The organism is Micromonospora sp. WMMA1996 (genome assembly GCF_002573675.1).
GTDB classification, from domain to species: Bacteria; Actinomycetota; Actinomycetes; order Mycobacteriales; family Micromonosporaceae; genus Micromonospora; species Micromonospora sediminicola.
The window spans coordinates 3,557,845-3,577,209 of record NZ_PDHU01000001.1; the positions used below are offsets into that span (position 1 = coordinate 3,557,845).

Here is a 19,365-nt window from a genome sequence, read left to right on the forward strand (position 1 = left end):
GGCTCAGGAGCCCAGATACCGCAGGATCGCCAGCACCCGGCGGCTGTAGCCGGTGGCATCGGAGAGGTCGAGCTTGTCGAAGATGGCGTTGACGTGCTTCTCCACCGCGCTCTGCGAGACGTGCAGCCGCTGGGCGACGGCGGCGTTGGTGTGGCCCTGCGCCATGTGGTGCAACACGTCGCGTTCTCGTGGGGTGAGACGGCTGAGCGGATCGGTGCGGCTCGTGCCCGACATGAGCTGCCGCACCACTTCCGGATCGAGCGCGGTGGCGCCGGCGGCGACCCGGTCGAGCGCGTCGAGGAAGTCCTCGACCTGGGCGACGCGGTCCTTCAACACGTACCCGACGCCCTCGGAGCGGTCGGCGAGCAACTGGGCGGCGTAGCGCTTCTCGACGTACTGGGACAGGACCAGCACCGCGACGGTGGGGAACTCGCGTCGGATCTCCAGCGCGGCCCGCAACCCGTCGTCGCTGTTGGTGGGCGGCATCCGCACATCGGTGACCACCACCTCGGGACGGTGCCGCGCGACGGCGGCGACCAGGTGGTCGGCGTCGCCCACCGCGGCCACCACCTCGTGCCCCTCGTCGACCAGCAACCGGGTGAGCCCGTCGCGGAGCAGCGTCGAGTCCTCGGCCAGGACTATCCGCACGGGAGCGTCGCCCGGATCGTGGTCGGACCGCCCGGCGGACTGGACACGTCGAGGTTGCCGTCGAGAGCCGCGGCCCGCCGGGCGAGGCCACGCAGCCCGCTGCCGGCGGGATCGGCCCCGCCCCGGCCGTCGTCACGGACCCACATGTCCACTCCCCCGTCCCCGGCCCTGATCTCGATGTCGATCACGGTAGCGCCGGCGTGCTTCGCCGCGTTGGTGATCGCCTCGCAGGCGATGAAGTAGAGCACGGCCTCGACCGGACGCGGCGGGCGGTCGGGCAGTGCGTGGCTGATCCGCACCGGGATCGGCGTGCGCCGGGCCACCATGGTCAGCACCTCGTCCAGCGGGCTGTGGTCGAGCGCCGACGGGTAGACCTGCCAGGCCACCTCCCGCAGCTCGTCGAGGGCCCACTGCACGTCGGCGTGCGCCTGGTCCAGCAGGGCCCGCGCCCGGTCCGGGTCGCGGCTGCGTCGCGCGCGACCCAGGAGCATGCCGAGCGCGACGAGACGCTGCTGCACGCCGTCGTGCAGGTCCCGCTCGATCCGCCGGCGCTCCGCGTCGACCGCCGCCATGACGCCGGCCCGGCTCTCGGTCAGCTCGTCGATCCGGCGCCGCAGCGCGTCTTCGCCGTCGGGCTCCAGCATGCGCCGCGCGAGATGCCGGTCCAGCGCGCCGACGCTGGCGACCGCCTGGAGGTTCACCAGGAGCAGGCCCGCCCCGATCACGAGTTGCAGCAGCAGATCGGGCACGGCGACGCCGCCGGTCACGACGGCACGGAGGAGGACGGCCGCGAGCACCACGCCCACAGCCAGCACCCCGACGGTGAGCGCGCCGAGCAGGCCCGGCACGACCCGCAGCGCGAGGTAGCCGACGGCCCGCCGGCCGGTGGCGCGCAACGGGGCGGGCGCCGGACGGTTCGCGGCCCAGGCCAGCCGCCGCCGCTCCCACCGGGCGGCCACCGGGGCGTACCGAAGGACGGCGGCGAGGACGCGGCGGCGCAGCGCCGGGGCCGGCACGGTCAGGGTCAGCAGCAGGCCGGACGCGACCAGGATCGCCATCTCGACGGCGGCGGTGACGACACCGGCGGCGACGCCGGCCACGGGCCGCGCCCACCGGCCGATCCGCACGCCTCCGGTCACCACCATCCGCCCCTCCCCGCCGGCCCGCCGGTGCCGCCGCTCAGCGATCCTCCCCCAGGTGACCCCGGCTGCGGTACACGGTGCCGGATCGCACCGGCAGGCCCGGTCCGCCACGCGGAGTCGGATCACCGGCGACCTCCGCGGCGACCGGACGTCGCCGCTGCCGGAGCAGCCCGGCCACCACGAGCGCGCCGAGCACGAGCACGCAGACGACGATGACGACGTTCTGGAACGCCCCCGCCCATTCCTCGACCACGTGCCAGTTGGCGCCGAGCTGGTAGCCGGCGAGCACGAACACGGTGTTCCAGACGAGGCTGCCGAGCGTGGTGTAGAGCAGGAACCTGCCGATCGGCATCCGTTCCACGCCGGCCGGAACGGAGATCAGGCTCCGGAAGATCGGGATCATGCGCCCGAAGAAGACGGTCGCCGTGCCGTGCCGGGCGAACCACGCCTCGGTCCGGTCGAGGTCGCTGAGCTTGACCAGCGGGAGTCGCCGGACGATGGCCCGTACCCGGTCCCGGCCGAGCACCACGCCGACCTGGTAGAGGACCACCGCGCCGACGACGGAGCCGAGCGTGGTCCACGCGATCGCGGCGAACAGGCTCATCCGGCCCTGGCTGGCGGCGAAGCCGGCCAACGGCAGGATCACCTCGCTCGGGATCGGCGGGAACAGGTTCTCCAGCGCCACCGCCAGTCCGGCGCCGGGAGCGCCGAGGCGCTCGACCAGGTCGGCCGCGAATCCGGCCAGGCCGCCGGTGTCACCGGGCGTCGGCGCGGCGGCGGAGGTCGTGAGGTGCCATGAATCGATCATGTCCCGACGCTATGGCCGTGGCGGGGCGTGGACCATGAGGGAGAACGCACGCCTGAGCGGGTCGACCGGACCGCAGCCCTGGGGTTTTCCGCACCCCCGGTCAGGGTGCCTCGTCGCCGCGTTTCTCCTCCTGCGCCAGCACCGCGTCGCGGCGCTGCGGGTCGGTGCGCTCGGCCAGCGCGGCGGCGAGACGCGGGTTGGCGGAGAGCCGCTCCCGGTTGCGGTGCAGGAACGTGTCGAACCCGGCGGTGTACGGGCAGGCGTCGTCGCCGAGCGCCACCGCCGGCTCGTACCGGCAGCCGCCGCAGTAGTCGCTGATCCGGTCGACGTGCGCGCCGTCGAACGCCCAGGGGTGGGTGTCGATGCGGGCCAGGTCGGCGTACTGGCTCATGCCGATGACGGTGGCGTTCATGACCCAGTCGGCGCCGTCGACGAAGCTGCGCTGGAACCAGTCGGCCAGGTCGGCGGGGCGCCAGCCGCGTTGCAGCCCGTAGTTGCCGAGCACGGTCAGCCGTGCGGTCTGACTCGCCCAGCCGGTGTCGCGAACGCCGGCCAGCACGTCGGCCAGGCAGCGCGCCTCCACCGCGTCGGCGTCGAGGCGGTCGAACCAGTCCGGCAGCGGCCGGGTGGCGGCGAGCCAGCCGACGCCGCGGAAGCGCGGCGCGAAGTACCAGTAGAGCTGCCACAGGAACTCGCGCCACCCGAACAGGCCACGGACGAACCGGTGCACCGCCGCAGGCGGCGCCGTGCCGTCCCGGCCGGCGCGCTCGGCGGCCCGGATCGCCGGCTCCGGGTCGAGCAGCCCGAGGTTGAACGAGGACGACAGCACGCTGGACGCGAGGCGGCCGTCGCCGTCGACGAGCAGGCCGTCGGTGTCGGCGTACGCGGGCAGCCGGTGGTCGAGGAAGTGCGTGAGCCGGGCCCGCGCCTCGGCGTGCGTGGCCGGGTGGCGGCGCGGCGCGTCCCGGCCGACGAACCGGATCCCCTCCGCCTCCCACCGGTCCAGGTCACGGCGGACCTGCGCGTCGATGTCGTCCTCGACGATCGCCGGCGGTGGCGGCACGTCGGTCGGTGGCCGCCGGCGGAGCCGGCGCGCCGGGGCCGGCAGGTCGCGCAGCAGGTCGTGACGGTTCAGCGCGTACCGGTAGAAGTCGGCCATCCGCAGCTGGCCGCGCCGCCGGTCGGCCCAGGCCGCGAAGTCGGCACGGTCGGTGACGAACCCGCGCGGCGGGAGCACGGTCAACCCGTCGACGGTACGGGCGAACGCCAGCGCCGCCCGCGACGCCGGGTGCACCACCTCGACCGGCTCGCCCAGGCCGGCGAGCGCCTCCCGGAACGTGTCGGCGCGTACCAGCCGGGCCCGGTCGCCGAGTTCGGCGGCGCGATGTCGCAGCGTGGACAGGATCAGGTGCGCCTTCTGGCGGTGCAGCCGCCGGTGGGCGAACAGCGACCGGGTCTCCACCAGCAGGACGCGTTGCGCGTCGTCGTCGAGGAAGTGGGGACCCACCTGGTCCGCCAGAAGCCAGCGCCAGCGTGACATGTCCGGGAGATGCCCCTTTCGGACTCGACGAATCGTGCGGACGGAATCGCGGGTCAGTCGCCCCGGACCGGAGGGCGGCGGTGATCGGTCAACCGCAGGCCGACGCCGCGTACCGCGACGACGGTGACCCCGGTGCCCAACCCGTCGAGCTTGCGGCGCAGCCGCTTGACCAGGGACTGCACGTCGGCCCGGCGCTGCGTCGCCGCGTCGTGCCAGACCGCGCGGTGCAGCTCGGCGTAGCTCCACACCCGCACCGGCTCGGCGGTCAGGCAGGTCAGCAGGTCCCGCTCCAGCCGGGTGAGCGCGACCTCCCGGTCACCCCACCGGGCGCTGGACCGGGCGACGTCGATCACCAACGCGCGGTCGGGCGCGGACTCCCGGGCGTCGGTTGAGGGCCCCGCCCCATCCGGGAGCGTCAACGGTGGACCCCGCCGGACACCCTCACCGGGATTGATCAACTCGCGCAGCTCGTCCAGGTCGGCGACGATCAGCAACGGCGCGACGCCGTCCAGCAGCTCGGTGAGCCGCAACCGTTCCGCCGGTGACGGCGTGACGCCGATGACCAGCGAGAAGGGACGCTCCGCCGGGTCGGCGCCGGCGGTCGTCGCGCTCGTGTCGTCAGTCGTCACCGCACCCCACCGTGACAGTCACTGTCAACCGGTCCGCGATCGGAGGGCCTGTTGGTGACAAGTTGCTCACGTACGGTCATTGATCGTCCTTCGGTGTCGATCATAGTGTCCATTCAGGTGACCGGCGTAGACCCGCACGGCGCCTAGGGGGCCTGGGGGGTTCGTCTCAAACCGGAGTGACCAGTCGGGAGCGCAGCTCCTGGCCCTTCTGTCATGGCTCGAACATCCGCGGGTCATCGGAGGAGGAGGCAGCACCGATGCTGAGACGTCCACACCGAAGGGGCCTGGCCCGGCGGCTGGTGAGCGCGGGGGCCGCCCTGGTGCTCGCCGCGACCGCACTGGCCGCCACCGGCACCGGAGCACAGGCGCAGGCCGGCACGGGCGCCGGCGCCACGGCCGGCGACAAGATCCGCCCCGAACTCACCCGGCAACTCCAGGGCAAGAGCGAGGGCGACTTCTGGATCCACTTCTCCGCCCGGGCCGACCTGGGCAAGGCCGCCGCGACCAAGGACTGGAACCAGCGCGGCGCCGCCGTCGCGGCGGCGCTGCGCAAGACCGCCGCCGACAGCCAGGGGAAGATCCGCGCCGAGCTGGACCGCTCCGGCACGAAGTACCAGACGTTCTGGGCGACCAACGCCATCAAGGTCACCGGCGGCTCGCTGACCATGGCGCAGAACTTCGCCGCCCACGCCGAGGTGGACGGCATCTACGCCCCGGTCGAGTACAAGCTGCCCGAGACCACTCCGGGCACCGACGAGAAGGCGCCGAACGCCCTGGAGTGGGGCATCGCCAACATCAACGCCGACGACGTCTGGTCCCAGTACGGCGTGAAGGGCGCCGGCATCACCGTGGCCAGCATCGACAGCGGGGTCCAGTTCGACCACCCGGCACTGGTGAACTCCTACCGGGGCAACAACGGTGACGGCACCTTCGACCACGACTACAACTGGTTCGACGCGGCCGGCGAGTGCGCCACCGCGCCGTGCGACTCCGACGGCCACGGCACCCACACCATGGGCACCATGGCCGGCGCGGACGGCGCGAACCAGATCGGCGTCGCCCCCGAGGTCAAGTGGATCGCCGCGAACGGCTGCTGCCCGACCGACGCGGCGCTGATCTCCTCCGGGCAGTGGATGCTGGAGCCCACCGACCTCAGCGGCCAGAACCCGGACGCCAGCAAGCGGCCGAACATCATCAACAACTCGTGGGGCACCACGGCGCCGTCCAACGAGCCGTTCATGGAGGACGTCACCGACGCGTGGACCGCCTCCGGCATCTTCGGCGTCTGGTCCAACGGCAACAACGGCCCGTCCTGCCAGACCAGCGGCTCGCCGGGCAGCCTGGCCAGCAACTACTCGGCCGGGGCGTACGACATCAACAACAACATCGCCAGCTTCTCGTCCCGGGGCACCGGGCAGAACGGCGAGATCAAGCCGAACATCTCGGCCCCCGGCGTGAACGTCCGCTCCAGCGTGCCGACCAACTCGTACGCCAGCATCAGCGGCACCTCGATGGCGGCGCCGCACCTGGCCGGCGCGATCGCGTTGCTCTGGTCGGCGGCGCCCACCCTGGTCGGTGACGTCGCGGCGACGCGCGCCCTGCTCAACGACACGGCGACCGACAAGGCCGACACCCAGTGCGGCGGCACCGCGAACGACAACAACGTCTACGGCGAGGGCCGGCTGGACGCGCTCGCGCTCGTCGCCGCCGCCCCGATCGGGGACAACGGCACGCTGGCCGGCACGGTCACCGACGCGGCCACCGGCGCCGCGATCGCCGGCGCGACGGTCACCCTGACCGGCGCGGCGGACCGCACGCTGACCACCGGCGCCGACGGCACGTACTCCTCGCTGCTGCCGGCCGGCGACTACCAGGTGGTCGTCTCCGCGTTCGGCTACGCGAGCCGCACCCTCTCCGCGACCGTCACCAAGAACACGACCACCACGCTCGACGTGGCGCTGAGCGCGGTGCCGAGCGTCACGATCGGCGGGCAGATCACCGACGGGTCCGGCCACGGCTGGCCGCTCTACGCGAAGGTGAGCGTCGAGGGCACGCCGATCTCCGACTACACCACGCCCGCCACCGGCCGCTACAGCCTGACGCTGCCGTCCGGGTCGACCTACCGGCTCACCGTCGAGCCGCAGTACGCCGGCTACCTGACCGTCACCAAGGAGGTCACGGTCGGCGCCGGCAACCTCACCGCCAACATCGAGGTACCGGCGGACCCGGAGGCGTGCACCACGGCGCCCGGCTACACCGTCAGCTCGGACGGCGAGTACGAGACGTTCGACGGCACCGGCGTGCCGGACGGCTGGTCCGTGGTGGACAACGCCGGCACCGGCCAGGTCTGGGAGTTCACCGACAGCGGTGAGCGCGGCAACCTGACCGGCGGCAGCGGCACCTTCGCCATCATCGACAGCGACAACTACGGCAGCGGCGGACAGCAGGACACCTCGCTGGTCAGCCCGGTCGTCGACCTGACCGGGGTGAGCGCCCCGGTGATCCGGTTCAACCAGGACTACAACTGGCTGAACAGCGACCGCGCGGACGTGGACCTGAGCCTCGACGGCGGCGCCACCTGGAGCAACGTGCTCCGGCAGGCGGCCGACGTGCGCGGCCCGAAGGTGACCGAGATAGCGATTCCGCAGGCGGCGAACCAGTCGCAGGTGCAGGTGCGCTTCCACTACTACAACGCCAGCTGGGAGTGGTGGTGGGAGGTCGACAACGTCCTGATCGGCAGCAAGCTCGTCTGCAAGCCGGTCGCCGGCGGCCTGGTGCTCGGCCACGTGCGCGACAAGAACGACAACGGCTACGTCAACGGGGCCACCGTGACCAGCAAGGACCGCCCGGCGGAGAAGGCCACCACGGTCGCCACGCCGGACGACACCGAGCTGCCGGACGGCTTCTACTGGATGTTCTCGTCGCTGACCGGCAAGCACCCGTTCACCGCCAGCGCGGGCAACTACGTCAGCCAGACCAAGCAGGTCACGGTCGAGGCGGACTGGGCCACCGCGGCGAACTTCCAACTCGCCGCCGGCCGGCTGTCGGTGCAGCCGACCTCGCTGACCGGAACGGCCCGGATGCCGAGCGGGAAGGTCAGCAGGACGTTCACCGTGACCAACACCGGCGGGGCGCCGGTCGACGTCGAGTTCGGTGAACGCGACGGCGGGTTCGTCCTGCAACGGGCCGACGGTTCCCAGCTGTCCGAGCAGGCGCTGCTCGGCTCGACCGGCGCACCGGCGCAGCGGCTGACCGCCGCCACGTCGTTCGCCGCCCGCTCGTCCGGCAAGTCGTCCACGGGCGTGACCCCGGCGGCCGGCCCGCAGGCGGACCCCTGGACCGCCATCCCGGGCTACCCGGCGAACGTGATGGACAACCGGGTCGTCACCGTCGACGGCAAGATCTACTCGATCGCCGGCGGCGACGGCACCACCTCCAGCGCGAAGAACTACCGGTACGACCCGGTCGCGCAGACCTGGTCCGGCATCGCCGATCTGCCCGGCGCCCGCAACGCCGTGACGGCCGGTGTGGTCGACGGCAAGATCATCGTCAGCGGCGGCTGGGGCGCCTCCGGGCCCGACGGCACCACCTGGTCGTACGACCCGGCGACGAACACCTGGACCGCGCGGGCGAGCAACCCGGCGCCCCGGGCGGCGGCGGGTCAGGCGGTCGCGGGCGGCAAGCTGTACGCGATCGGTGGCTGCACCACGGCCAGCTGCCTGCCGATGTCCAACTCGGTGGTCCGCTACGACCCGGGCGCGGACACCTGGGAGACGTTGCCCGCCTACCCGAAGTCGGTGGCGTTCCTGTCCTGCGGCGGGATCGACGGCACCGTCTACTGCACCGGCGGCAACGACGGGACGGTGTCGCAGAAGGCCGGGTACGCGTTCGACCCGGGCGCCAACGCCTGGACCCCCATCCCGGACGCGCCGGCCGACAGCTGGGCCGCCTCGTACGCGGTGGCGAACGGCAAGCTCCTGGTCGTCGGCGGGTCGCAGGGCGGGGCCATCACCAACGCCGGCTTCGCGTTCGACCCGGCGACCGACTCGTGGGCCAACCTGCCCAACGCCAACGCGCCCCGCTACCGGGGCGGCGCGGCCTGCGGGTTCTACAAGGTCGGCGGCTCGTCGGGCGGCTTCACGGCCACCAAGGACAGCGAGGTCCTGCCCGGCTTCTCGGAGTGCGCCGAGGGTGCGGCCGACGTCAGCTGGCTGACCGTCGACACGTCGAAGGTCACCCTGGCGCCCGGTGAGAAGGTCACCGTCACGGTCGGCATGACCGCGAACGTCGACCAGCCGGGCACCTACTCGGCGTCCGTGGTGATCAAGGAGAACACGCCGTACACGGTGCCGCCGGTGGCGGTCACCATGATCGCGCAGCCGCCGACCACCTGGGGCAAGTTGTCCGGGACGGTCTCCGGCAGGAGCTGCCAGGGCGCCACGGCGGCGCTGCCGGGCGCGACCGTCCAGGTCGACTCCTGGGCGAACTCCTACACCTTCACGACGGACGCCGACGGCCGGTACGCCTACTGGATGGACCGGCGCAACAACCCGCTCACGCTGATCGTCGCCAAGGACGGCTGGAAGCCCCAGACGCGCCAGACGAAGATCAGCTCCGCCACGCCCACCGTGGAGGACTTCACCCTCTCCCCCGCCCGCTGCTGACCCCAGCGGCAACCCGATCGGCCCGCCCGGTGCCCCGCACCGGGCGGGCCGCTCCACATCCCCCCACCCCCGTTCACCCCTCGCCGCACCTCGCCCTTCACCCGCGCCCCGACCGCCGACCCGGCGATCATGGAGTTGTGGCACCTAACAAGGCGCGCGAATCCGGGCGAATCAGGCGCCACAAGTCCAAGATCGACGGAATGAGGCGGCGCGACACGGCACGCGGGCGCACGGCCGGCGGTGCACGGGAGCGCCGCGCCAGGGGTCAGGACGGGGTGAGGCGGAAGCCGACGCCTCGGACGGCGTGGATCGTGGCGGGGGCGCCCAGGCGGCCGAGCTTGTGCCGGATGCGGCGGACCACGGAGTGCATGTCGGAGCCCCGGCCGAGGTGGTCGTTGCCCCACACGGCCCGGTGCAGCCGGGCGTACGTCCAGACCTGGCCGGGGGTCCCGGCGAGACAGACGAACAGGTCGTGCTCCAGCGGCGTCAGCCCGACCTCCCGCTCCCGCCAGCGCAACACCCGCCGGTCGGAGTCCACGGCCAGTTCCAGCCCCGGCGTCGGTGCGGCGGGCTCGGCGTCCCCGGCCGGGGCGAGCGGCGCCGGCGGCCGGCGGACCAGATCGAGGAATCGGCGCGCCTGGTTGGCGCTGGAGACGATCAGGAACGACTCGGTGCCGCCGAGCAGTTGGGCGAGCTGCCGGCGCTCGGCCGACGAGGACGCGATGCCGATGACCAAGGACGGTATCCCTGTCATCCGTTCCCACCTTTCCGGCAGGCCGTGGCGCAGCGCCGAGCAATTACCCGCGCCCATTCCGGCGCCGGCGATCGAGCCGTTCACCGGGCGCGGCGGTTGCGGGGGGCCGGGCGCGGTGAACGGCGTGAGGCGTGCTGGAGCTGCGGTTTCGTGAGGCTTCGGGGCGAGCTACCGGGGATCATATAGCCGTGCACCGATGATTGGTATAGCAGTTAACGTCGATGTAACTGCGGTCGGCAAGATGACCGGAAGAAATTGCGTCACCGCCTGTCGGGGAGCCGACGGGGCGGTACCGATGAGAACCGGGCCGTACCCCGGTCCAATCCGGGTGACCACGCTCCTGCTCGTCCTGGCCGGCGGCACGCTGACCCGCGCGGACGTGGCCGTCCGTTGTGCCGAGCTGGCCGAGGCGCTGCGGGGCCGGGGCCGTGGCGTGGTGGTCTGCGACGTCTCCGGCGTCACCCGGCCGGACCTGGTCACGGTCGAGGCGCTGGCGCGGCTGGGCCTGACCGCCCGCCGGTTCGGGTGGCGGCTGGAGGTCCGGGGCGCGAGCGTGGACCTATGCGACCTGGCCGGCCTGCTCGGGCTGGCCGGCGCCCTCCTCGAGCCGGGCCGGCAGGCCGAAGAGCGGGAACAGGCGGTCGGTGTCGAGGAAGTGGTTGAGCGACGTGATCCGGCCGCCGGAGAGCCCCAACACGATCAGCGACCAGGGCACGTGCCCTGAGTCGGGGTCGCGCCGATACTGCCCGAACGCCGGCATGCCGTTGGCCGCCACCGGCACCAGGCGGGAGCCGCGGCAACCGCTGCCCGTACCGGTCATCCAGGCCGTGATGTCGTCGGGACCGCGCAGCCACAGCGGCACCGGCGGCATCGACAGCGTCGCGTCCTCGTGCAGCAGCGCGGTGAGCGCCGTCAGGTCGTACGCCTCGAACGCGCGCACGTAGCGGGCCAGCAGCGCCTGTTGCTCCTCGTCGAGGGGGCGGCGCGCCTCGGCGCCGGTGTCGGCGGACGCGATGGTGGCCCGGGCCCGCTGCAGGGCGCTGTTGACGCTCGCCACCGAGGTGTCGAGCAGCTCCGCGACCTCCTGGGCCGACCAGGCCAGCACCTCCCGCAGGATGAGCACGGCGCGCTGCTTCGGCGGCAGGTGCTGCAACGCCGCGACGAAGGCCAGGCGGACCGACTCCCGCCCGGCGACCACCTCGGCCGGGTCGCCGGCGGAGGGCAGGACCCGGTCGTCCGGCACCGGGCCGAGCCAGATCTGCTCCGGTCGCGGCTCGCCGGGGTGGGTCGCGGTGCCGCTGCCGGCCGGGCCGAGGTCCATCGGGCGGACCCGGCGCTGCGCGCTGGCGGTCATGTTCAGGCAGACGTTCGTCGCGATCCGGTACAGCCAGGTCCGCAGCGCGGACCGCCCCTCGAACCGGTCGAAGTTGCGCCAGGCCCGGACGAAGGTGTCCTGCACCGCGTCCTCGGCCTCGAAGGCCGAGCCCAGCATCCGGTAGCAGTAGCCGGTCAGCTCCGGCCGGTACGCCTCGAGTTGCGTCTCGACAGGGACGCTCGCCACGTCGCTCACCCCGCCGAAACTAGCCCACATGCTGCGCGAACGCGAACACCCGAAGACCCGGGGCGTGGGCACCGATGAGTCCGCCCGTCCCGGCCGGTCCACAGTTCGTCAGCACGGAACACACGAGGAGCACGAGATGAGCACCACGCAGCACACCGCCGAGACCACCGCCCCGGGGCGGTACGCCGACGTCAACGGCGTCCACCTCTACTACGAGACGCACGGGGCGGGCCGCCCGATGATCCTGCTGCACGGCGGCCTGATGTCGGGCGAGCTGTTCGCGCCGATCCTGCCCACGTTGACCGCCACGCACCAGGTGATCCTGGTCGACCTGCAGGGCCACGGCCGCACCGCCGACGTCGACCGGCCGCTCGACATGGCGCTGATGGCCGACGACATCGCCGCGCTCATCGACCACCTCGGGCTGGACCGGCCGGACCTGGTCGGCTTCTCCCTCGGCGGCGGCGTCGCGATGCAGGTGGCGTTCCGGCACCCGGAGAAGGTGGGCCGGCTGGTCTCCGCGTCGGCGCACATCCGGCGGGACGCCGTCCACCCGGAGCTGCTGGCGCAGCAGGGTCAGGTCACCGGCGCGGCGGCCGAGTTCATGAAGGACACCCCGATGTACGAGCTGTACCAGCGGGTCGCGCCGCGCCCGGAGGACTTCCCCCGGCTGCTCGACAAGATCGGCGAGGCGATGGCGCAGGACTTCGACCTCACCGAGCAGGTACGCGGCCTCCGGGTGCCGACGCTGATCGTCGCCGCCGACGCGGACATGGCCCCGCCGAGCCACTACGTCGAGGTGTTCAAGCTGCTCGACGGCGGCCTGCGGGACGGCGGCTGGGGTGGCGAGGGCCGCCCGGCGGGTGGGCACGCGCTGGCGATCCTGCCCGGCCTGACCCACTACGACATCGACCAGTCGCCGCTGTTCGCCGCCGTCACCCTGGCTTTCCTCGACCAGCCCCGCTGACCGCCCCGGGTTGCCACGGGTCGGCCGCGCCGCCGTCGTGCCCTTCCGACGACTCCGTCGATCATGGAGTTGTGGCACCGCGCGAAGACCGCGAAGGGGGCATCCGAGGCACCACAAGTCCAAGATCGACGAGTTCGGGCGCGAGGACCGCGGGCGGTCGGCACTAGTATGCGAGCGTGGCTCGGGTTCGGAGTCCGTACGCGTTGGTGGCCGCCGCTGTGGCGGTGCTGCTCGGCGCGGGCGTGGCCTGGGGTGTCGACGACGCGTTGGGGCTGAGCCACACCCCTGCCGACGTGCCACGGGAGACGGTCGTGGCAGCGCCGCTCCGGCCGGCCGTGCCGCCGCCGCCGCTGTCCTCGATCGTGGTGCCCGACCACGTCCGCGCGCGTAAGGCCGCCGCAGCCGTGGCGGACGCGCTGTCCGCGCGGGGCCGTCCCCGCCCCACCGTCACCTGGACCGCACCGGACCGGGTCGTGCCACCCGCGCCGACCACCGGGCCGAGTACCCGCCCGGATCCGGCGAGCACGCCGCCCGCGCCGACCACCGGCCCAGGCGCGAGGAACACGTCGGCGGTGACCACGCTCCGGGCGGAGCTGCGTGCCGGCGACGCGCCGGAGTCGTACCGGATCGGTGTGCGGCGCGCGGAGTTGACCGTCACCGGCGACCTCGCGGGCGTCACGGCCGGGCTCTACCGGCTGGCCGACCGGATCCGCTCCGGCGCTGACGTGCTGCCGGCGGCGGAGACGGGCCGCCCGGTCGCGCCCCGCCTGGGGCTGCGGTTGACCGACGCCGGGTCGGTCGGCCGCGAACCGGATCCGGCGGCGTTCGCGGCCGGCGACGACTACAGCCTGAACACCGACGTGGTCGCCCCGGCACTGCTGCCCCGGGCCCCCTGGGTGGACGCCGCCGCGGTGGCCCGGATCGACGCCCAGTTCCGGCAGTTCGTCGACCACGCCGTCGCGCGGGGCTACAACGGCGTCGTGGTGCCGGGCTTCCTGGAGTACGTCACGTTCGCCGGCGTCGGCGACGGGCACGCCGTCTACCCGGCCGGGGACCCGCACGTCGACCGGGCCCGGGCCATGGTCGCGGCGTTCGGCCCGGTCTTCCGGTACGCCGACGAGATGGGGCTGCGGGTCTTCCTGCTCACCGACATGCTCGCGGTCTCGCCGCCACTGGAGGCGTACCTGAGCAGGACGGTGGGCGGGCTGGACACCACCGAATCCCGACTCTGGGACGTCTACCGGGCCGGGCTGACCGAGCTGTTCGAGAGCATGCCGTTCGTCGCCGGCCTGATGGTCCGCATCGGCGAGGGCGGCGAGGTCTACGCCGGCAGCGGCTGGGACTACACGTCGAAGCTCGCGGTCACCACGCCCGCCGGCGTCCGCGCCATGCTGCGGGCGCTGCTCGACACGGCGGGACCGGCCGGCAAGGAGATCATCTTCCGGACCTGGACGGTCGGCGTCGGCGCGGTCGGCGACCTGCACACCAACCCCGACGCGTACGCCGAGGTGCTGGGCGGGTTCGACGACCCGCACCTGATCGTGTCCACCAAGTACACGCTCGGGGACTTCTACAGCCACCTGCCGTTGAACACCACGCTGCTCGGCGGCGCGCACCGGCGGATCGTGGAGTTCCAGGCCCGGCGCGAGTTCGAGGGGTTCGGCGCGCTGCCCAACGACCTCGGCCCGCTGCACCGCGACGCGCTGCGCGCGTTCCTCGCCGCGAACCCGCGCGTCGAGGGCGTGTGGAACTGGACCCAGGACGGCGGTCCGCTGCGCGCCGGGCCGATGTCGCTCTACCTGCGCACCGGCTTCTGGCAGCTCTACGACCTGAACACGGACGCGGTGGCGCGGCTGGCCTGGGACCCGGACACCGACCCGGCCCAGGTGACCGCGGAGTGGGCGTACCGGACGTTCTCCGCCGACCCGGCCACCGTGGCGGCGATCGGGCAGGCGATGGCGCTGTCGCGGGCCGCGGTCACCACGGGCCTCTACGTCGGCCCGTACGCGGACACGTCGGTGCGGGCCCTCGGGCTGGAACCGCCGCCGATGATGTGGATCTTCGAGTGGGACATCCCGACCGGTGACTCCGCCGCCCTGGACAGCATCTACGCGGTCGCCCGCGACCGGGTCGACGCGGCGGTCGCCGAGGGCGACGAGGCCGTCGCCACGGCCCGGCGGATGCGCGACCTGGTGGCCGCGACCGACCCGGCCACGTGGCGGGACGCCGGCCTGCGGCAGCGGTTCGTCGACACGCTCGACTACCAGGTGGACCTGTTCGTCACGCTCGGCGCGTACCGGGCCATGGTGCTGCGGCACGCGCAGTGGCTGGACATCGGCGCCGACGCCGCGTACGCGCGCTGGCGGTCGGCCGCCGACGCGTACCGGGAGGCGCGGGACCACCACCGGCAGCGCTACGGCGGGGACCTCGACCTGCCGGCGTACCGCTTCACCGCGGCCGACCTCGGCGCGCAGCGGGCGGACCGCGACCCGGCGATGGCCTGGGTGGCGCGGGCGCTGCTGGTCCTGGTCGCGGTCGTGGTGGGGTGGGGTCTGCGGGGGCGCGGGCCGGGCGGCGCGGCGGCCCGGGCCCTGCTGCTCGGCGCGCTGCGCCCGTGGCGGCTGGCCGCGCTCAAGGCGCCGGCGTCCCGGCTGGACCGGGTGCTGGTCTGGCTCGCGCCGGTGGTGGTGCTGGTGGGGAGCCGGCTGGCGTTCACCTGGTTCGCCGCGCCCGCGCACGTGCTGGTCACGCTCGGCGGGTGGGCGCTGTTCGCGCTGGTCGCCCGGCTGGCGGCGGGCCGGCGGGATCCCTTCCACCTGTGGGCGGTGCTCGGCGGGGTGGCGGTGCTGCGCAGCGCCCTGCTGCTGGCGGTGCTGGCCGGGCGCGGGCCGGGCCGCTACTGGTTCGTGTTCTGGACCGCGCCGGCCCGCCGCGCGGTCTACCTGACCGTGGCGGTGGCGGCGTTCTGCTGGCTGTTCGTGGCGACCGCCGTGGTGCTGCGCGACCGCTACGGGCTGGCCCGCCGCCGCGCCGCGGGGCGGACGCTCACCGCCGCCGGGGTGCCGCTGGCGGTGCTCGCCGGGCTGGTCGCGTCGGTCGGCGCGGAACGGGCGCTGACCGTGTGGAACGACCAGATGGCACTGCTGCCGTGGGGGTTGTCCCGGATCCTCGGCATCACCGTCTACCTGGGCGTCCCGGTGGACCTGCCCGGGTGGGCGGCCGGCGCCGGGGTGGTCCTGGCCGTGGCCGGGCTGCTGCTGGCGGCCGGCCGTCAGGTCAGCGGGGACGGCGACTCCGCGCCGGGCAGCAGCAGCCGAGGTGCGCCGGAGCCGTCGGCCGGCACCGACCAGACGTCCGGGCTGCCGTCGTCCTGACCCACGCCACCGCCCCGGCCGGGACGGTGTGCCACCTCCCGTCCCGGGGTACCGCAGAGTCAGGAGCACCGGTGAGGAGGACGAGATGACCGACCCCAGGTACGCACCGATCGGGCTGGCCGCCGCCGGGCGGCTGGTGCCCGACGACGGCGAGACCGGCGGCGGCGAGGTCGTCGGCGCGGACGACGCGGCAGCCGACGCCGCCCGGGCCGGCGCCGACGTGGACCTGTCCGCGGCCACCCGGGACAGCGACGGCACCCCGGTCGGGGCCGCCGACGCCGAGGCCGACCGCGAGCGGGCCGCCGACGAGTGACCGACCCCTGGGCCCCGCCACCGTCGACCGGTGGCGGGGCCTTTCACCTGTCGATCGGCAGTTCCACCTCGGGCAGGTGGCCCAGCGCCCGCACGGCGGTCACCGCGGCGTAGCCGTCGGCCAGCCACGCCAGGTCGGTGCCCGGGACGGCCCGCACCGCGTTCTCCTCCACCGCTGTCCGCACGAAGCCCTCGCCACGCTCGGCGACGGACACCTGCACCTGGCCGAACGGGGCCAGGGTCGCCTGCCGCAGCCCGGCCACCTGGTCGGCCGGGAGGTCGGGAACGTTCAGGTTGAGCACCGTGCCGGGGTCGGCGTCGAGCAGCCAGGGCAGCAGCGTGGCGGCCAGCTCGGCGGCGGTGGACCAGTGCCGGGACTCGTCGTCCACGGTGTCGAGCACCGCGATCGCCGCGCCGCCGCTGCCGGCGCTCGCCGCCGCCGGGGTGAGCACGTCCAGCGAGACGGCCAACGCCCGGATGCCGCTGTTGCCGGCGGTCAGCGCCGCGCCGACGGTGCCCGAGTGCAGGATCGCGTGGCCCGCGTTGGCGCCCCGGTTGATGCCGGACAGCAGCACGTCCGGGGCCGGCCCGAACACGCCGAGCCCGGCCAGCACCGCGATGTACGCCGGGGACGCGGCCACCGCGTACGCCGGCACGTCGGGCAGCCCGTCCAGCTCCGTGCCGGTGAAGACCAGCCGCCCGTCGTCGGTGACCGCGGACAGCGCCGCGCTCATCCCGCTCGCCTCGGCCTGCGGCGCGGCGACCACCACGTCGAGCCCGCGCTCGTGGGCGGCCCGGGCCAGTTCCCGGATGCCGGGGGCGTGCACGCCGTCGTCGTTGGTCACCAGCACCCGGGCCGGCCGGTCACCGGTCATCGTCGCCGCCCTCCAGCGGGGTCAGCCGGACCCGGCCGGCGAGTTCCCGCACCGCCTCGGCCCGGCCGGTGCCCAGTCCGTGGCGGGTCACGTTGAGCGCACCGGCGGCGGCGCCGACGGGCAGCGCCTCCCGCATGTCACCGCCGCGGGCCAGCACCGCGGCCACGCCGGCGGTCATCGAGTCGCCGGCGCCCCGGTGGTCGGCCAGCTCCAGCGGCGGCGCGTGCACCAGCAGCGCCTCGCCGTCGTCGAGCAGCGCCAGCGCCGGTTCCCCGGCCCGACTGATCAGGACGAACCTCGCGCCCCGCTCCTGGCACCGGCGGCCGGCGTCGCGCAGCGCCTCGACGCTGTCGTCGGTGGCCAGCCCGTCGTCGAGCAGTTCCTCGTGGCTGACCTTGAGCACGGTCACGCCGCCGTCGAGCACCGCCTCCAGGTACGGGCCGGACAGGTCCGCCACCACGGTCCCACCGTTGGCGGTCAGGTCGGCGGCCAGCCGGCGGTAGATGTCCGGGTCCACCACCTGCGGGTCGGCGGGGCCGCTGAGCACGCTGACCGGTGCGCGCAGCCCTTCGGTCAGCGTCACGGTGTACAGCTCGTCGATGTCGTGGCGCACCATCGGCGCTCCCGGGTGCTCGGCGATCTCGGTCCGCTCGCCGTCGCGCCGGTCGTGCACGTACCAGCCGGTGCCCGACTCCCGCCGGACCACGCGGACCGTCACGTCCTCGTCGTCGAGCAGCTTGCGGACCGCGTCGCCGACCTCGCCGCCGAGACCGACGCACATCGTCACCGGCACGCCGAGCGCCGCGATCATCCGGGTCTGCCACACCCCCTGCCCACCCGGGTGCAGATGCAGCTCGGTCGCGCCGGCCTGCTGCTCGATGGTCACGGTCAACAGCGGGGCCGGGGCGAACACCATCACCTTCTGGTCCATCAGCCTGTGATGCCCGCCGACCGGCCCCGGTAACCCCCCAGGTCAGCGCGTACGCGCGGCGGAACGGCGGCGCCGCAGGTACGGCAGCGCGAACAGGTAGAGGCCGCTGGCCAGAAGCAGGGCGAGCGGGAGCAGCGGCACGTAGGAGACCCACACGATCGGGTCCTTCCGGGCCAGCGCGACGAAGGTGATCACGACGGTCACGGTGAAGGCGATGGAGAACCAGCGGTGCAGCTGACGGATGCGCGTGTCCATGGGTGGTGGCCTCTCGCCGGTGGCCTCCCCGGCGGGGACGCCCGTGCCGGAAACGCTAGGCCCGCCCACCCGCCCGAGGCTTCTCGATTCCTGACCGGTCCACGCTGCGCCGCCGCCCGGCCGCACACGCGACGGGTTGCCGGGCCGCCCTACCCTGCCGACAACAGCAGCCGACGCCACGGGGGCAGGCATGCAGATCATCGAACACAGCGTCGTCGGCACCCGGTCCGCCGTGCTCCGTCTGCGCCGTCCCGGCAGCCAGTTGCAGTTCCTGGTGTTCCCGATGCTCCACGTGGCGAGTCCGGCGTTCTACGCGGCGGTGACGAAGCGGCTCCGCGGGTGCGACCTGCTCGTCGTCGAGGGCATCGGCGGCCGGTCGGCTCTCGGCTCGGCGTTGACGCTCACCTACCGGGCCATGCCGGCCAACCGGCGCTCCGGCCTGGTGACCGACCCGATCCCGTACGCGTCTCTCGGCGTCGAGGTGCTCAACCCGGACGTGACGGCGGCGGAGTTCGCCCAGGGCTGGCGGGCGATGCCGCTGCGGTACCGCCTCCAGATGTGGCTGATGATCCCGGTGGTGACCGTGATCCAGTTCTTCGGCGGCACCAGGCGGCTGCTCTCGCCCGAGATCGAGATGAGTGACCTGCCGTCGCCCACCGACGAGCGGTACGCCGACCACGAGTTCACCGAACACGCCGAGCGCGCGTTCGGCGGCGCACGCGACGAGCGGCTCCTCGCCGCCCTGTCCGAGCTGATCCGTAGCCGGTCGGAGGAACGCATCGACGTGGCGATCGTCTACGGTGCCGGGCACGTGCCGGCGATCGTGCGCGGGCTCTTCGAGCTGCACGGCTACCGTCCACGCGCCGCGGAATGGCTCACCGTTCTCGAGCGGTGAGCGCCCACCG

The 19,365-nt window shown here is 73.8% G+C and carries 15 protein-coding genes and 1 pseudogene; 6 read left to right on the forward strand and 10 right to left on the reverse strand.

The genetic code is table 11. The features are described 5' to 3' along the window. Positions 1–3: 3 nt before the first annotated feature. From COO58_RS16135 to COO58_RS16155, 5 genes are all read right to left on the reverse strand, one after another. Positions 4–648, reverse strand: coding sequence for a response regulator transcription factor (locus tag COO58_RS16135; RefSeq protein WP_098745571.1), 645 nt, complete (start codon positions 646–648; stop codon positions 4–6). Continuing rightward, a complete protein-coding gene (locus COO58_RS16140; protein WP_098745572.1) occupies positions 639–1,793 on the reverse strand; it encodes a sensor histidine kinase in 1,155 nt (384 codons plus the stop codon). Before COO58_RS16140 ends, COO58_RS16135 begins: the two co-directional genes overlap by 10 nt. Positions 1,794–1,827: 34 nt before the next feature. Then, a complete protein-coding gene (locus tag COO58_RS16145; RefSeq protein WP_098745574.1) occupies positions 1,828–2,598 on the reverse strand; it encodes a DedA family protein in 771 nt (256 codons plus the stop codon). Between the two features lie 100 nt (positions 2,599–2,698). Beyond that, a complete protein-coding gene (locus tag COO58_RS16150; protein WP_098745575.1) occupies positions 2,699–4,138 on the reverse strand; it encodes a cryptochrome/photolyase family protein in 1,440 nt (479 codons plus the stop codon). Between the two features lie 53 nt (positions 4,139–4,191). Then, on the reverse strand, positions 4,192–4,767 hold the full coding sequence (locus COO58_RS16155) for a winged helix-turn-helix domain-containing protein (RefSeq protein ID WP_098745577.1): 576 nt from the start codon (positions 4,765–4,767) through the stop codon (positions 4,192–4,194). Between the two features lie 257 nt (positions 4,768–5,024). Between COO58_RS16155 and COO58_RS16160 the strand changes: the two genes are divergently transcribed. Next, a complete protein-coding gene (locus tag COO58_RS16160; RefSeq protein ID WP_098745579.1) occupies positions 5,025–9,431 on the forward strand; it encodes a S8 family serine peptidase in 4,407 nt (1,468 codons plus the stop codon). 265 nt (positions 9,432–9,696) lie between these two features. Here the strand turns inward: COO58_RS16160 and COO58_RS16165 are convergent, their stop codons facing one another. Further along, positions 9,697–10,185, reverse strand: a complete 489-nt coding sequence (locus COO58_RS16165; RefSeq protein ID WP_091578809.1) for a winged helix-turn-helix domain-containing protein — start codon at positions 10,183–10,185, stop codon at positions 9,697–9,699. Between the two features lie 295 nt (positions 10,186–10,480). Between COO58_RS16165 and COO58_RS31230 the strand changes: the two are divergent. Then, positions 10,481–10,714 (forward strand): annotated as a pseudogene (locus COO58_RS31230) (hypothetical protein); the annotation flags it as partial. A gap of 30 nt (positions 10,715–10,744) precedes the next feature. Here the strand turns inward: COO58_RS31230 and COO58_RS16175 are convergent. Next, positions 10,745–11,776 carry a sigma-70 family RNA polymerase sigma factor gene (locus COO58_RS16175; protein ID WP_091578811.1) on the reverse strand — a complete coding sequence of 344 codons (1,032 nt, stop codon included), beginning with the start codon at positions 11,774–11,776 and terminating at the stop codon, positions 10,745–10,747. Between the two features lie 106 nt (positions 11,777–11,882). Between COO58_RS16175 and COO58_RS16180 the strand changes: the two genes are divergently transcribed. The 3 genes from COO58_RS16180 (at position 11,883) to COO58_RS16195 (ending at position 16,400) form a co-directional block, all read left to right on the forward strand. After that, the gene (locus COO58_RS16180) at positions 11,883–12,713 is read left to right on the forward strand and encodes an alpha/beta fold hydrolase (RefSeq protein WP_091578813.1); all 831 of its coding nucleotides are present in this window, start codon (positions 11,883–11,885) and stop codon (positions 12,711–12,713) included. 176 nt (positions 12,714–12,889) lie between these two features. Then, positions 12,890–16,087 carry a hypothetical protein gene (locus COO58_RS31130; RefSeq protein ID WP_141561901.1) on the forward strand — a complete coding sequence of 1,066 codons (3,198 nt, stop codon included), beginning with the start codon at positions 12,890–12,892 and terminating at the stop codon, positions 16,085–16,087. 85 nt (positions 16,088–16,172) lie between these two features. Next, on the forward strand, positions 16,173–16,400 hold the full coding sequence (locus COO58_RS16195; RefSeq protein WP_091578815.1) for a hypothetical protein: 228 nt from the start codon (positions 16,173–16,175) through the stop codon (positions 16,398–16,400). Between the two features lie 43 nt (positions 16,401–16,443). On the opposite strand, the gene surE is transcribed toward COO58_RS16195, so the two are convergent. Genes surE through COO58_RS16210 form a run of 3 tightly spaced genes read right to left on the reverse strand, consistent with a single transcriptional unit; the run spans position 16,444 to position 18,460 of the window. Beyond that, a complete protein-coding gene (gene surE / locus COO58_RS16200; protein ID WP_098745580.1) occupies positions 16,444–17,274 on the reverse strand; it encodes a 5'/3'-nucleotidase SurE in 831 nt (276 codons plus the stop codon). Then, positions 17,264–18,205 (reverse strand): 1-phosphofructokinase family hexose kinase, encoded by a 942-nt coding sequence (locus COO58_RS16205; RefSeq protein ID WP_245666770.1) that lies wholly within the window; start codon positions 18,203–18,205, stop codon positions 17,264–17,266. Before COO58_RS16205 ends, surE begins: the two co-directional genes overlap by 11 nt. A 42-nt stretch (positions 18,206–18,247) precedes the next feature. Then, the gene (locus COO58_RS16210) at positions 18,248–18,460 is read right to left on the reverse strand and encodes a hypothetical protein (RefSeq protein ID WP_098745582.1); all 213 of its coding nucleotides are present in this window, start codon (positions 18,458–18,460) and stop codon (positions 18,248–18,250) included. 190 nt (positions 18,461–18,650) lie between these two features. Here COO58_RS16210 and COO58_RS16215 point away from each other — a divergent pair, with 190 nt between their 5' ends. Continuing rightward, on the forward strand, positions 18,651–19,355 hold the full coding sequence (locus COO58_RS16215) for a hypothetical protein (RefSeq protein WP_091578822.1): 705 nt from the start codon (positions 18,651–18,653) through the stop codon (positions 19,353–19,355). The last annotated feature ends 10 nt before the right edge of the window (positions 19,356–19,365 follow it).

What these genes read in the sequence shown, in the direction of transcription:
- COO58_RS16215 (WP_091578822.1), top strand. Translation starts at nt 18,651, where the DNA reads ATGCAGATCATCGAACACAGCGTCGTCGGCACCCGGTCCGCCGTGCTC.
- COO58_RS16210 (WP_098745582.1), bottom strand. Translation starts at nt 18,460, where the DNA reads ATGGACACGCGCATCCGTCAGCTGCACCGCTGGTTCTCCATCGCCTTC.
- COO58_RS16175 (WP_091578811.1), bottom strand. Translation starts at nt 11,776, where the DNA reads ATGTGGGCTAGTTTCGGCGGGGTGAGCGACGTGGCGAGCGTCCCTGTC.
- COO58_RS16205 (WP_245666770.1), bottom strand. Translation starts at nt 18,205, where the DNA reads ATGGACCAGAAGGTGATGGTGTTCGCCCCGGCCCCGCTGTTGACCGTG.
- COO58_RS16140 (WP_098745572.1), bottom strand. Translation starts at nt 1,793, where the DNA reads ATGGTGGTGACCGGAGGCGTGCGGATCGGCCGGTGGGCGCGGCCCGTG.
- COO58_RS16195 (WP_091578815.1), top strand. Translation starts at nt 16,173, where the DNA reads ATGACCGACCCCAGGTACGCACCGATCGGGCTGGCCGCCGCCGGGCGG.
- COO58_RS16180 (WP_091578813.1), top strand. Translation starts at nt 11,883, where the DNA reads ATGAGCACCACGCAGCACACCGCCGAGACCACCGCCCCGGGGCGGTAC.
- COO58_RS16150 (WP_098745575.1), bottom strand. Translation starts at nt 4,138, where the DNA reads ATGTCACGCTGGCGCTGGCTTCTGGCGGACCAGGTGGGTCCCCACTTC.
- COO58_RS16165 (WP_091578809.1), bottom strand. Translation starts at nt 10,185, where the DNA reads ATGACAGGGATACCGTCCTTGGTCATCGGCATCGCGTCCTCGTCGGCC.
- COO58_RS16145 (WP_098745574.1), bottom strand. Translation starts at nt 2,598, where the DNA reads ATGATCGATTCATGGCACCTCACGACCTCCGCCGCCGCGCCGACGCCC.
- COO58_RS16160 (WP_098745579.1), top strand. Translation starts at nt 5,025, where the DNA reads ATGCTGAGACGTCCACACCGAAGGGGCCTGGCCCGGCGGCTGGTGAGC.
- surE (WP_098745580.1), bottom strand. Translation starts at nt 17,274, where the DNA reads ATGACCGGTGACCGGCCGGCCCGGGTGCTGGTGACCAACGACGACGGC.